Below are 12,658 nucleotides of genomic sequence, written 5' to 3'. Positions count from 1 at the left end.
GCCGTCCGGGACCGCAGGGTCTCAGCCGGCGGTGCGGACGGTGACGGAACCGGCGCTGCTGCGGGCCTCCACGACCCGCGGTGAGTCCGGGTCCTGCGGCACGTCGACCGTGACGGCCCCGGCGGAGGTGTCCGCCCGGACGTCGTAACGGGTCCCGTCGTCGGGCAGCTCGACGGTCACCGCGCCCGCGCTGGAGGTGGCGCTCAGCCGCTCGACGGGGGCGACGGCGGAGAGGGTGACCTGCCCGGCGGAGCTCTCGGCCGTCACCTCCTCGGCGGTGACCCCGGTGGCCGAGATCCGGCCCGCGCCGGCGCTCAGGTGCAGCCGCCCGGTCACGTCCGAGACGGCGACCTCACCGGCGCTGGTGCTCAGGTCGAGGTCGCCGGTGGTCCCCCGGGCCCGCACCGCGCCCGCCCCGGCGGCCACCCGCACCCCGACGCCCGCGGGCACCCGCAGGGTGAGGTCGGAGGCGGAGGTCCAGAACAGCTGGAGGTCGGGGCAGTCGGTGGAGACGGTCAGCCGGCCGTCGACGACCTCGGCCGTGTGCCGCGGACGACCGAACGTCCACCGATCGGCCCGGGCGACCTCGACGATCCCCCCGCCCGCGTCGGCCGGCAGCACCGTGACGTCCCCGGCACAGTCCTGGTCCACCTCGACCGACGTCACGCCGGGGTGGCTCTCCCGCCCCGTCGCGCTGCTCCGGGCCACGGCGGCAGCGACCAGGCCACTGGCGACGAGCACGACCAGCAACGCGCTGGAGACGACGAGCACCCGGCTCGGTCTGCTCCTGGACATGGTCCTCCCTTCGGCGGCGACCGGCGGCGAGATCCCCGGCCCGGGGCAGGTTCCCGTCCCGCCCGGCCGTGCGGCCAGCCTGCTGCCCCCCCGCCGGAGGTCGGGCTGGCCCGAACCCGGCTGGCCTGCCAGCGGCACTGACCGGTGGACCGCGGGACGACAGCCTCGATCCAGCGTCGCCGCCGGGGCGCCGCCCCGTCCCGAGAGGCCCACCGTGACCGCTCCCGTGCTCACCCCGCTGCCCGACGCCCGCGCGCGCCCGCCGCGCAGCAGGGTCGTCTCGATCGCTGCCTGGAGCGCCGCGCACCGCTGGACGGTGGTGTCGCTGTGGCTGCTGGGCGTGATGGTGGCCCTCGTCGCCGGCAGCGCCATCGGCACCCGCACGCTGGAGGGCGCCGAGAGCGGCAGCGGCGAGTCCGGCCGTGCCGACGTCGTCCTGCACCGGGCCGGCTTCCCCGACCCGGCCGTCGAGCAGGTGCTGGTGCGGACCCGCGACGGCGGCCCGCTGGGCGCAGCGGAGCAGGCAGCCGTCGACGACGTCGCCACCCGGCTGGCCGGGCTGGACGAGGTCACGGCCGTCGGGCGGCCGGTCCCCTCGGCCGACGGGACGGCGGTGCTGCTGCCGGTGACCCTCGACGTCGGGGACGCCACCGGCGCCGCGGCCGACGACGCCGCGGTCGAGGCGGTGCGCCCGGTGCTCGCCGAGGTCGAGCAGATCGCCGCCGACCACCCGGAGTTGCGCGTGGCCGAGGCCGGCGGCAGCTCGCTGGACGCCGTCGTCGGTGAGCAGCTGGACTCCGACTTCCGTCGGGCCGAGCTGCTGAGCCTGCCGGTCACCCTGCTGGTGCTGCTGGTGGCCTTCGGCGCGCTGTTCGCGGCGGGGGTGCCGCTGCTGCTCGGGCTCACCGCGGTCGGCGGCGCGCTGGGCCTGGTGTCGCTGGTCTCCCAGCTGACCCCGGTCGACCCCAGCACCGCCAGTGTGGTGCTGCTGATCGGGATGGCCGTCGGGGTGGACTACGCGCTGTTCTACGTCCGCCGGGCCCGGGAGGAACGCCGGCACGGGGCGGGGACGGTGGCCGCCGTGGAGCTCGCGGCGGCCACCTCCGGCCGGGCGGTGCTCACCTCCGGCATCGCCGTGGCGGTGGCGATGGCCGGCATGTACCTGGCCGGCAGCCCGGTGTTCAGCTCCTTCGCCACCGGCACGATCCTGGTGGTCACCGTCTCCGTGCTGGGTTCGCTCACCGTGCTGCCGGCGGTGCTCGCGCTGCTGGGCCGCGGCATCGAGCGCCCCCGGGTGCCGCTGCTGGGCCGGGTGGTCGGGCGCACCGACGACAGCCGGGTCTGGTCGGCCGTCGTCCGCCGGGTGCTGGCCCGCCCGGCGCTGTCCCTGGCCGCCGGGGTCGCCGTCCTGCTCGCGATGGCCGTCCCGGCCCTGGGCATGCACACCTCGATGCCGGGCATCGACTCGCTGTCCCGCGACAGCGCCGTCGTGCGCGCCTGGGACGACATCGCCGCCGCCTACCCGCAGGAGGGCAGCACCGACACGGTGGTGGTCTGGCGGCCCGACGGCGGCCGGTTGGACGTCCCCGCCGTCCGCGCCGCGGCTGGCGAACTGGCCGGTCGGCTGCCCGGCCAGCAGGACGCGCAGGTGGAGGTCAACCCGGCCGGGACGGTGGCCCGCTTCGCCGTCGTCCGCTCCGAGGAGCCGGGCAGCGACGCCGCGTCCGCGGCCCTGACCGAGCTGCGGGAGGAGCTGCTGCCGGCCACCGTGGGCGCGCTGCCGGGCGCGACGACGGCGGTCACCGGCGATACCGCCGGCAGCGTCGACTTCGGCAGCACGATGGCGCAGCGGCTCCCGCTGGTGATCGGATTCGTGCTCGCGCTGACCGTCGTCGTCCTCACGGTGGCGTTCCGGTCGCTGGCCGTGGCGCTGGTGGCCGCGGTGCTCACCCTGCTGTCGGTGGCCGCGGCCTACGGCGTGCTGGTGCTGGTCTTCCAGTCCGGCTGGGCCGAGGGGCTGCTCGGTTTCACCTCCACCGGGACGATCGTCTCCTGGATCCCGCTGTTCCTGTTCGTGGTGCTGTTCGGCTTGTCGATGGACTACCACGTCTTCGTCGTCTCCCGGATCAGGAAGAAGGCGGCGGCCGGGGTGCCGCTGCGGCTGGCGGTGGCCTCCGGGGTGTCCCGCTCGGCCGGGGTGGTCACCAGCGCGGCGGTGGTGATGGTGGCGGTGTTCGCGATCTTCGCCTCGCTGTCGATGCTGGAGTTCAAGCAGCTGGGCATCGGGCTCGCCGTCGCCGTCCTGGTCGACGCGACGCTGGTGCGCGGGGTGCTGCTGCCGGCCGCGATCGGCGTGCTCGGCGAGCGGACCTGGTGGGTGCCCCGCTGGCTGCGCCGGCTGCCGGCACCCCGGCTCTGACCGGCCGGCGGAACTGGTCGGCGGAACTGGTTGGCGGATCGTCACCGGTGCCCGGTAGACAGCTCCCGTGACCGATCTGGCCGACCAGCTCCGCCCCATCACCGCCGACGAGTGGCCGGGTTTCGCCCGGTCAATGCGCACCACGTTCGCCGAGGAGCACAGCGGCCCGTACCTGGACGAGCCCTCGCCCGTCGCCGAGCTGGACCGGTCGCTGGCGCTGTTCGACGGCGGCCGGGTCGCCGCCACCTCGGGCATCTACAGCCTCGAGATGACCGTTCCCGGCGGTGCGGCGGTGCCGACGGCGGGCATCACCTGGATCACCGTCTCCCCCACGCACCGCCGCCGCGGCGTGCTGAACGCGATCATGCGTCGCCAGCTCGACGAGGTGCACGCCGCCGGCCGCGAGCCGGTCGCCGCGCTGTGGGCGGCCGAAGCGCCGATCTACGGCCGGTTCGGCTACGCGCCGGCCACCTGGCGGGGCGGGTGGTCCGGCGCCAGCGAGCGCCTCCGGCTGCGGCCGGACGTCGACTGTGGCACCGGCACCGTTCGCCTGGTCGACGAGGCGGAGTTCCGCGCCGCCGCCGTCCCGCTGCACGACGCGCTGCGGCGGTGGGTGCCGGGCAACATGGCCCGCGACGACCGCTGGTGGGACCGCCGGCTGGTCGAGCGCCCCGAGGACACCAAGGGCGGCCCGCCGCGCCAGCACGTGCTGCACGTCGAGGGCGACGGCACCGTCACCGGCTACGCGCTGTACCGGGTCCGGGCCGCCTGGAGCGCGGCCGGGGAGCCGGAGGGCACGCTCACCGTCGGCGAGGTCCGGGCCAGCACACCCGCCGCCTACGCCGCCCTCTGGCGGTACCTGCTCTCGGTCGACCTGGTGCGCACCGTCGAGGCGCCCGACGCCTCGGCCGACGACCCGCTGCGCCACCTGCTGGTCGACCCGCGCGCCTGGCACGCCCGCCCGGTCGACGCGCTGTGGGTGCGGCTGGTCGACGTCGGCGCGGCGCTGTCGGCCCGCCGCTACCCGGCGCGGATCGACCTGGTGCTGGAGGTGCGCGATCCGTTCTGCGACTGGAACGACGGGCGCTGGCACCTGTGGGGCCACCCGGCCGGAGCGTTCTGCGACCGCACCGACCGCGACCCGGACCTGGTGATCGACATCGAGGGGCTCTCCGCGGCCTACCTGGGCGGGGTCTCGATGGCCGCGCTGCAGGGCGCCGGCCGGGTGACCGAGGTGAGCCCCGGGGCGGTCGTCGCCGCCTCGACGGCGTTCGGCTGGCCGACCGCGCCCTGGTGCCCCGACCACTTCTGAGGAAAGACCCCGTCCTCCTCAGCCCTCGCCGGCTCGAGCCGAGCCGCTGGACGGCGCCACGACGTGCGCGGCGCCCGCGGCCCGCAGGTCGTCCCCGGTCACCGGCGCCGGGTCACGGGGTGTGGGTGGGCAGCCCGCCGGCCGGGCGGTGCCGGTCCCGCTCGTAGTCGGCCAGCAGCGCGATCCGGCGGGCGTGCCGCTCCTCGCCGCTGAACGGCTCGCGCAGGAAGGTCAGCACGAGCGCGGTGGCCTCCTCGACGGTGTGCTGCCGGCCGCCGACCGAGACCACGTTGGCGTCGTTGTGCTGGCGGGCGAGCTTCGCGGTGCTGTCGTTCCACACCAGCGCCGCCCGGACCCCGGGCACCTTGTTCGCCGCGATCTGCTCGCCGTTGCCCGAGCCCCCGATCACCACGCCGAGCGCGCCCGGCTCGGTGACGACCCGCTCCCCCACCTCGAAGCAGAACGGCGGGTAGTCGTCCTGCGGGTCGTAGTCGAAGGCCCCGCAGTCGACGGGCTCGAAGCCCTCGTCGGCCAGCACCTGCATCAGGTGGGACTTCAGTTCGAGACCGGCGTGGTCGGTGCCCAGGAAGACGCGCATGCACCGATCTTCTCAGCACCGCTGGAAGGCTGGCCGGGTGGCGGTGCTCGGGGTCGACGGCTGGCGCGGGAAGTGGGTCGGCGCGCTGTTCGAGGGGCGCACGGTGGAGCTGCAGGTGCTGGACGACGCGGCGGCGGTGCTGGCCGTGCCGGGCGTCGCGGTGGTGGCCGTCGACATGCCGATCGGGCTGTCCGAGGACGGCGTCCGGGCGTGTGACCTGGCGGCCCGCGACCTGCTTCGGGCCACCGCCGCTGCGAGTTCGGTGTTCCCCGCCCCGGTGCGTGCGGTGCTGGCCACCGACGACTACGCGGAGGCCCGGCGGCTGTCCCGGGCGGCCACCGACGGCCGACGCGCGCCGTCGGCGCAGAGCTTCCAGCTGGTCCGCTCCATCCGTGCCCTGGACGACGCCCTCGGCGAGCCGTCGGCCGACCAGGTGGTCGAGGTGCACCCCGAGCTGGCGTTCCGGTGCGGCCTCGGCGGGGTCGTCGACCGCAAGGGCACCGCACGCGGCACGGTGCAGCGCCTGCGCGCCCTGCGTGCGGTGATGGACGTCGAGGAGGCGCTGGCCGACGCGCCGGCCGGCGTCCCGGTGGTCGACGCGCTGGACGCCTGCGCCGCCGCTTGGTCGGCCCGGCGGATCGCCGCCGGCACCGCCGAGTGCGTGGGCGACGGGTCGCGGGACACACGCGGTCGTCCGATGCGGATCTGCTGGTGACGGGGACGCCCTCCCCCCGGTGCGGGCCGCGATCGGCCATGATCGGGACCGGCGCAGCGGTGGCGACGGAACGGGGGTGGGCGTGGCAGCGGAGCAGGAGGACGTGACCCGGGCCCAGCGCTGGGCGGAGACCACGGACACCGCCCTGGTCTGCTTCGACCGCGACTTCCGCTTCGTCTACGCGAACGCCGCCGCGGAGAAGCTGGTCGAGGTGCCGCGGAGCCAGCTGCTGGGACGCACCCAGTGGGAGGTCTTCCCGGCCACCCTCGGCACCGAGCTGGAGCGCGCCTACCGGCACGCCATGTCCGCGGGCGAGCGGGTGCTGTTCGAGCAGTACTACCCGCCGCAGGACATGTGGTACCGCCTGGACGTGGGCCCGGTGCCCGACGGGCTCGACGTGTCGTTCGCCGACGTGACCGAGGGCAAGCGGCTCGGCGGCGAGCAGCCGGCCGCCACCGCCGACGAGGCGCAGGCGCTGCTGGACCTGCTCACCGAGACCTCCGCCGCGCTCAGCGCGACCCTGGACGTCGACGAGGCCGTCCACCGGCTGGCCCGGCTGCTGGTCCCCCGGCTGGCCGACTGGTGCATCGTCAGCTCCCGGACCCCCGGCGGCCAGCTGCAGGACCTCGCGGTCGCGCACCGCGACCCGCGGCTGGAGCGGGTCGCCGCGCGCTACGCCCGGCACCGGGTCGCGGCGATCGCGCCGGACGCGCCGGCCCACCAGGCGCTGGCCACCGGGGAGGTCATCACCGTCGGGGACGGCCGCGCCGAGTCGATCGCCGAGCTGGTGGCCCGGCTGGTCACCGCCCCCACCGCCCGTCGGCTGGTCACCGAGCTCGCCCCGGGCTGGGTGGCCTCGGTGCCGCTGATGTCCGGCGGCCGGGTCGTCGGCCTGCTCAGCCTCTACCGGGACGCCGGCCGGCCGGGCTGGACACCGCGCGAGCTGAGCGCCGCCGCCGACGTCGCCGGCCGGGCCGGCACCGCGGTCGAGAACGCCCGGCTCTTCACCGAGCAGGCCCAGCTGGCCGAGGGGCTGCAGCGCAGCCTGCTCACCGAGCCGCCGGAACCGGAGCACGCCGAGATCGCGGTCCGCTACCTGCCCGCCGTGGAGGCGGCCCAGGTCGGCGGCGACTGGTACGACGCGTTCGTCCAGCCCAGCGGGACGACGATGCTGGTCATCGGTGACGTGGTCGGCCACGACGTGCAGGCCGCCGCGGCGATGGGCCAGCTGCGCAGTCTGCTCCGCGGCATCGCGACCCACAGCGACGGCGGCCCCGCCGAGGTGCTCGCCGGCCTGGACCGGGCGATGGCGGTGCTGCGGTTGCGCGCCCTGGCGACCGCAGCGGTCGCCCGGTTCGAGCAGGACGACGGGGAGCGGGGCCGGGGCGGCGTCCGGCTCCGGTGGTCGAACGCCGGGCACCTGCCCCCGATGGCGATCCACCCCGACGGCTCGGTCGTCGTGCTCGGCGACTGGCGGGCCGACCTGCTGCTCGGCGTGGACGCCCACGCCCCCCGGCGGGAGTCGGTGCTCACGCTGGAACGCGGCGCGACGGTCTTCTTCTTCACCGACGGGCTGGTCGAGGACCGGCGCACCGACCTCGACGCCGGCGTGGCCCGGCTGCGGGCGGCGCTGACGGAGTTCGCCGCGCTGCCGCTGCCGGAGCTGTGCGACGGCGTCGTCGACCGGCTGGTCGCCGGCCGTCCGGACGACGACGTGGCGCTGGTGGCCGTCCGCCTGACCGGGCCCTCCCCCGACGCCCCCGTCCCGCCCACGGCCCGCTGAGGGACGGCGATGGCGGCGGCCGGGACGGCGGGGTGGCGCGAGGTCGGCGACGGCGTGTTCGTCCGGCGGCACACCGACCTGGACCTCAACTGCGGGCTGGTGGTCGGGGACGGCGCCTGCCTGGTGATCGACACCCGCTGCCACCTGGGCGAGGGCCGCGCCCTCGCCGAGGCGGTGCGGGCGGTGACCCCGCACCCGTGGACGGTCGTCAACACCCACGACCACTACGACCACTGCTTCGGCAACGCCGCGTTCCGCCCCGCGGCCGTGTGGGGGCACCGGCGCTGCGCCGAGGGGTTGGCGTCCACCGGCGAGGCCCAGCGCGCCTCCGTCGTCGCCGGGCTCCGGGCGGACGGCGACCCGGCGGCCGAGCTGGTGGCGATCGCCCCGATCGACGTGCCGGACAACCTGGTGGACGACGTCGCCGTGCTCGACGTCGGCGGCCGGCCGGTGACGCTGCGGCACCTGGGCCGGGGACACACCGACGGCGACCTCGTCGTCGCCGTGGGCGACGTGCTGTTCGCCGGTGACCTGGTCGAGGAGGGGGGGCCGCCGGCGATGGAGGACGCCTTCCCGCTGGAGTGGGCGGCCACCCTGGACGCGCTGCTCGGACTGGTCCACGGCCCGGTGGTGCCCGGGCACGGTGCGGTCGTCGACGCCGGCTTCGTCGCCGGCCAGCGCGACGAGATCGCCCGCCTGGCCGACTGGCTCACCGACCCGGCGGGCGACGCGCCCTTCGACCAGGCCACCCGGGACGCCGCCCGCTCCCGGCTCTAGGCGAGCCGGCGGACCAGCGGCAGCGGCAGCACGCGCAGCAGGCCGGCGATCGGGCGCCACGGCCACTCGGGCACGTAGGCGCGCACCGGCTCCCGCTCGATCGCCGCGGTCAGTGCGGTGACGCCGGTGGCGAGGTCGACGGTGAAGGGGCCGCGGCGGCCGACGTTGATGTCGGTCTCGATGAACCCGGGGTGGATGGTGCTGACCCGGATGCCGCGGGTGCGCCGGTCGCCCAGCAGGTCCGCCCGGATGCCCTCGGCGAGCACGGCGTCGGCGGCTTTGGAGGTCGCGTACGCCGTCCGGCTGCCCCCCATCCCCCGCACCCCGGCGACCGAGGAGATCACCACCAGGTGCCCGGCGCCCTGGGCGCGGAACAGCGCGACGGCCGCCTCGCAGGAGGCGTGCGTGCCGAGCACGTTGGTGACCAGCACCTGCCGGTTGGGCCGGGCGCCGCCGGTGCCCACCGGAACGCCCTTCCCCAGCCCGGCGTTGGCGATGAACCGGTCGATCCCGCCCAGCTCCGCGGCCAGGGCGGGGACGACGGCGGCCACCGCCTCGTGGTCGTCGACGTCCAGCTCCCCGACCACCACCCGGATGCCCGGGTGCTGCGCCGCCAGCTCGTCACGCAGCTCCGTGAGCCGGTCGAGCCGGCGGGCGACCAGCACCAGGTCCCGGCCGCGGGCGGCGAACTCCCGGGCCATGCCCTGGCCGAGGCCCGCACTGGCACCGGTGATGAAGATCCGCTGACGGACGGGGTGCGCCATCGGCCCAGGATGCCGCACCTCGTCCGTCACGGCCCTGGGCGGGCGTCCTCCATCACCGGGTGCCGCGCAGCTCCAGGGCGTCAGCGGGCACCGAGGACATGTCCGGGCCGGCGGTGCGGGTGCGCTTGAGCTCCCAGAAGTCGGGCAGGTTGGCCAGCAGGACGGCGCCGTCGAAGGCCTTGCCGGCGTCCTCACCGGTGGGCACCTTGCTGATCACCGGGCCGAAGAAGGCGACCCCGTCGATGTGCATGACCGGGGTGCCGACGTCCTCCCCGACCGGGTCCATGCCGGCGTGGTGGCTCTGCTCCAGGGCCTCGTCGTACTCGGTGGACCCGGCCGCCTCGGCCAGCTCGGCCGGCAGGCAGACCCGTTCCAGGGCCGGGGCGATCACGTCCTCGATCTCCAGGCCGTCGTGGTGCCGCAACGTGCCCATCGCCGTGTAGAGGTCGGCCAGGACCCCCTCGCCGTGCTGCTGCGCGGCGGCGACCAGCACCCGGACCGGGCCGATCGCCTTGGCCATCACGTCCCGGTACTCCTCGGGCAGGTCCCGGCCGCGGTTGAGCACCGACAGGGACATGACGTGCCAGTGCAGGTCGATGTCGCGGACCTTGGCCGCCTCCAGCACCCAGCGGCTGGTCAGCCACGCCCAGGGGCACAGCGGGTCGAACCAGAAGTCGACGCGGGCCTTCACGGGGGCGCTCTGCACTGCCTCGGTCATCGGTGGGGGTCCCTCCGGTCGTCTGTCGACCCCGCCACGTGGCGGGGTCCTCCGCGCGCCAGCAAGTCAGGCCGCGGTCGCCTTGTTCCCACGGGCACCCCGACGCGAACCGTCGGTGCCCCGTGGGAAGCTCCGGGGCGTGGCAGTTCCCAACCTGACTCGTGACGACGCCGCGGCCCGCGCCGCGCTGCTGTCGGTCTCCAGCTACGACCTGGCCCTCGACGTGACCGACGGCGCCGGCCGCCCGGGCGAGGAGACCTTCCGCTCGGTCACCACCATCCAGTTCTCCGCCCGGACACCCGGCGCCGACACCTTCGTCGACCTGGTCGCCGACCGGGTCCGCTCGGCCACCCTCAACGGTGTCGAGCTCGACGTGAGCACCTACACGCCCGAGGGCGGCCTCCCGCTGCCCGGCCTGGCCGAGTCCAACGAACTGGTCGTCGACGCCGACTGCCGCTACTCCCGCTCCGGGGAGGGCCTGCACCGCTTCGTCGACCCGGAGGACGGGCAGGTCTACCTGTACTCGCACTTCGAGCCGGCCGAGGCGAAGCGGATGTTCACCTGCTTCGACCAGCCCGACCTGAAGGCGTCCTTCACCGTGCACGTCACGGCGCCGTTCGACTGGCAGGTCGTCAGCAACACCGGCGACCGCACGATCGAGGCGGGCGAGGGCGGCTCCCAGCTGGTGCACTTCACCCCGACCAAGCGGATCTCCACCTACCTGGTGGCCCTGGTGGCCGGCCCCTACGCCCGGGTCACCGACCTGCACGACGGCATCCCGCTGGGCGTCTACTGCCGGGCCTCGCTGGCCCAGCACCTGGACGCCGACGCGATCTTCGCCGTCACCAAGGCCGGCTTCGACTTCTACCACCGGGTGTTCGACTACCCGTACCCGTTCGACAAGTACGACCAGCTCTTCGTGCCGGAGTTCAACGCCGGGGCGATGGAGAACGCCGGCTGCGTGACCTTCCTGGAGGACTACGTCTTCCGGTCCAAGACCAGCCGCGCCCGCTACGAGCGGCGGGCCGAGACGATCCTGCACGAGCTGGCGCACATGTGGTTCGGCGACCTGGTCACCATGCGCTGGTGGGACGACCTGTGGCTCAACGAGTCCTTCGCCACCTACATCTCCACGCTCTGCCAGGCCGAGGCCACCGAGTACACGACCGCGTGGACGACGTTCGCCAACACCGAGAAGTCCTGGGCCTACGCGCAGGACCAGCTGCCCTCCACCCACCCGATCGCCGCGGACATGGTCGACGTCGCCGCGGTCGAGGTGAACTTCGACGGCATCACCTACGCCAAGGGCGCCTCGGTGCTCAAGCAGCTGGTGGCCTACGTCGGGCAGGACGACTTCCTGGCCGGGGTGCGCCGGTACTTCCGCAAGCACGAGTACGGCAACACCACCCTCGACGACCTGCTCAGCGAGCTCTCCGAGGCCTCGGGCCGCGACCTGTCCGACTGGTCGGCGCAGTGGCTGCAGACCAGCCAGGTGAACACCCTGCGTCCGGTGTTCACCCTCGACGACTCCGGCCGGTACTCCGCGTTCGCCATCGAGCAGACCGCGGTGCCCGAGCACCCGGTGCTGCGCCGGCACCGCCTGGCGGTCGGGCTGTACACCAGCGGCCCCGACGGGCTCACCCGCTCGCACCGGGTCGAACTGGACGTCGACGGCGCCCGCACCGAGGTGCCCGAGCTGGTCGGCCACCCGGCCGCGGACCTGGTGCTGGTCAACGACGACGACCTCACCTACGCCAAGCTCCGCCTGGACGCGGGCTCGCTCGCCACCCTGCGCGAGCAGATCGGCGCCATCCCCGACCCGCTGGCCCGTGCGCTGTGCTGGTCGGCGGCGTGGGACATGACCCGCGACGCGGAGACCCCGGCGCGTGACTGGGTGCAGCTGGTGCTGGCCGGGGTCGACGCCGAGACCGAGATCAGCGTCGTGCAGTCGCTGCTGGCCCGGGTGCAGACCGCGCTGGCCTCCTACGCCGACCCGGCCTGGGCGCCGACCGGCTGGGCGCAGCTGGGCGACAAGGCGCTGGCGTCGCTCGGCAGTGCCGCACCCGGCAGCGACGCGCAGCTGCAGTGGTCGCGCACGCTCGCTGCCGCCGCCCGCACCGAGGAGCACGCCGCCGCGCTGCGCGGGCTGCTCGACGGTTCGCGGGTGGTCGAGGGTCTGGCGGTCGACGCCGACGCCCGGTGGGCGTTCCTGCACGGGCTGGTCGCGATGGGCGCCGCGGGCGACGCCGAGATCGACGCGGAGGCCGCGCGTGACGCGACCGCGACCGGTGTCCGGCGGGCCGCCACCGCCCGGGCGCTGCGGCCCACGGCCGAGTCCAAGGCCGAGACCTGGGAGCGTGCGTTCACCGACGAGTCGATCCCCAACGCGGTGCACGAGGCGATGGTCGCCGGCTTCTGGCACCCGGCCCAGCAGGAGCTCACCCGCCCCTACGTCGAGCGCTACTTCGCCGACATCCGGGGCGTCTGGGACCGCCGGCCGGGCGAGATCGCCAAGAACGCGGTCGAGTACCTCTTCCCGAAGGTGATCCAGGAGCAGACGGTGGCCGCCGCCGACCAGTGGCTGGCCGACCCCGGCCACCCGGCCGCGCTGCGCCGGCTGGTCAGCGAGGGCCGGGACGGCGTGGCCCGCGCGCTGCGGGCCCGCGCCCGCGACGCCGCCGCCGGCTGAAAGAGGGCCCCGTCCTCCTCAGCCCTCGCACGCTCGGGCCGAGCCTCGGGACGGGACCTGACGCCAGCGGCCCAGAACTCGAGGAGTT

The 12,658-nt window shown here is 75.4% G+C and carries 10 protein-coding genes; 6 read left to right on the top strand and 4 right to left on the bottom strand.

Features of this window, described 5'->3' with window-relative positions; all coding sequences use genetic code 11:
• Window positions 1-21: 21 nt before the first annotated feature.
• Window positions 22-795: a DUF4097 family beta strand repeat-containing protein gene (locus tag ACI79A_RS01385; protein WP_457079140.1), complete on the bottom strand. Its 774-nt coding sequence runs from the start codon at window positions 793-795 to the stop codon at window positions 22-24.
• A 214-nt stretch (window positions 796-1,009) separates the two neighbouring features.
• On the opposite strand from ACI79A_RS01385, the gene ACI79A_RS01380 reads away from it, so the two are divergent.
• Both ACI79A_RS01380 and ACI79A_RS01375 read left to right on the top strand, forming a co-directional pair.
• Window positions 1,010-3,214: an MMPL family transporter gene (locus ACI79A_RS01380; RefSeq protein ID WP_457079138.1), complete on the top strand. Its 2,205-nt coding sequence runs from the start codon at window positions 1,010-1,012 to the stop codon at window positions 3,212-3,214.
• Between the two features lie 67 nt (window positions 3,215-3,281).
• Window positions 3,282-4,526: a GNAT family N-acetyltransferase gene (locus ACI79A_RS01375; protein WP_457079136.1), complete on the top strand. Its 1,245-nt coding sequence runs from the start codon at window positions 3,282-3,284 to the stop codon at window positions 4,524-4,526.
• A 112-nt stretch (window positions 4,527-4,638) separates the two neighbouring features.
• Here the strand turns inward: ACI79A_RS01375 and ACI79A_RS01370 are convergent, their stop codons facing one another.
• On the bottom strand, window positions 4,639-5,124 hold the full coding sequence (locus ACI79A_RS01370; protein ID WP_457079134.1) for a ribose-5-phosphate isomerase: 486 nt from the start codon (window positions 5,122-5,124) through the stop codon (window positions 4,639-4,641).
• Between ACI79A_RS01370 and ACI79A_RS01365 the strand changes: the two genes are divergently transcribed.
• From ACI79A_RS01365 to ACI79A_RS01355, 3 genes are all read left to right on the top strand, one after another.
• The gene (locus ACI79A_RS01365; RefSeq protein WP_457079132.1) at window positions 5,123-5,839 is read left to right on the top strand and encodes a DUF429 domain-containing protein; all 717 of its coding nucleotides are present in this window, start codon (window positions 5,123-5,125) and stop codon (window positions 5,837-5,839) included. The genes ACI79A_RS01370 and ACI79A_RS01365 overlap by 2 nt on opposite strands.
• An 82-nt stretch (window positions 5,840-5,921) precedes the next feature.
• On the top strand, window positions 5,922-7,622 hold the full coding sequence (locus ACI79A_RS01360) for a SpoIIE family protein phosphatase (RefSeq protein WP_457079129.1): 1,701 nt from the start codon (window positions 5,922-5,924) through the stop codon (window positions 7,620-7,622).
• 9 nt (window positions 7,623-7,631) lie between these two features.
• Window positions 7,632-8,399: an MBL fold metallo-hydrolase gene (locus ACI79A_RS01355; RefSeq protein WP_457079127.1), complete on the top strand. Its 768-nt coding sequence runs from the start codon at window positions 7,632-7,634 to the stop codon at window positions 8,397-8,399.
• Here the strand turns inward: ACI79A_RS01355 and ACI79A_RS01350 are convergent.
• Together ACI79A_RS01350 and ACI79A_RS01345 are read right to left on the bottom strand one after the other, a co-directional pair.
• Complete coding sequence (locus tag ACI79A_RS01350; protein WP_457079125.1) at window positions 8,396-9,163, bottom strand: SDR family oxidoreductase; 768 nt, start codon at window positions 9,161-9,163, stop codon at window positions 8,396-8,398. The genes ACI79A_RS01355 and ACI79A_RS01350 overlap by 4 nt on opposite strands.
• A 52-nt stretch (window positions 9,164-9,215) precedes the next feature.
• A complete protein-coding gene (locus ACI79A_RS01345) occupies window positions 9,216-9,881 on the bottom strand; it encodes a mycothiol-dependent nitroreductase Rv2466c family protein (RefSeq protein WP_457079123.1) in 666 nt (221 codons plus the stop codon).
• Between the two features lie 139 nt (window positions 9,882-10,020).
• Here ACI79A_RS01345 and pepN point away from each other — a divergent pair, with 139 nt between their 5' ends.
• The gene (gene pepN, locus ACI79A_RS01340) at window positions 10,021-12,570 is read left to right on the top strand and encodes an aminopeptidase N (RefSeq protein WP_457079121.1); all 2,550 of its coding nucleotides are present in this window, start codon (window positions 10,021-10,023) and stop codon (window positions 12,568-12,570) included.
• Window positions 12,571-12,658 lie beyond the last annotated feature (88 nt).

The organism is Modestobacter sp. SYSU DS0657, assembly GCF_054050925.1.
The sequence above is the reverse complement of the archived record's forward strand: the minus strand, read 5'-3'. Positions and strand labels throughout refer to the sequence as shown.

Excerpts from the sequence above, each read along its gene's own strand:
- ACI79A_RS01350 (WP_457079125.1), bottom strand. The coding sequence starts at position 9,163 with ATGGCGCACCCCGTCCGTCAGCGGATCTTCATCACCGGTGCCAGTGCG.
- ACI79A_RS01365 (WP_457079132.1), top strand. The coding sequence starts at position 5,123 with ATGCACCGATCTTCTCAGCACCGCTGGAAGGCTGGCCGGGTGGCGGTG.
- ACI79A_RS01355 (WP_457079127.1), top strand. The coding sequence starts at position 7,632 with ATGGCGGCGGCCGGGACGGCGGGGTGGCGCGAGGTCGGCGACGGCGTG.
- ACI79A_RS01385 (WP_457079140.1), bottom strand. The coding sequence starts at position 795 with ATGTCCAGGAGCAGACCGAGCCGGGTGCTCGTCGTCTCCAGCGCGTTG.
- ACI79A_RS01370 (WP_457079134.1), bottom strand. The coding sequence starts at position 5,124 with ATGCGCGTCTTCCTGGGCACCGACCACGCCGGTCTCGAACTGAAGTCC.
- ACI79A_RS01345 (WP_457079123.1), bottom strand. The coding sequence starts at position 9,881 with ATGACCGAGGCAGTGCAGAGCGCCCCCGTGAAGGCCCGCGTCGACTTC.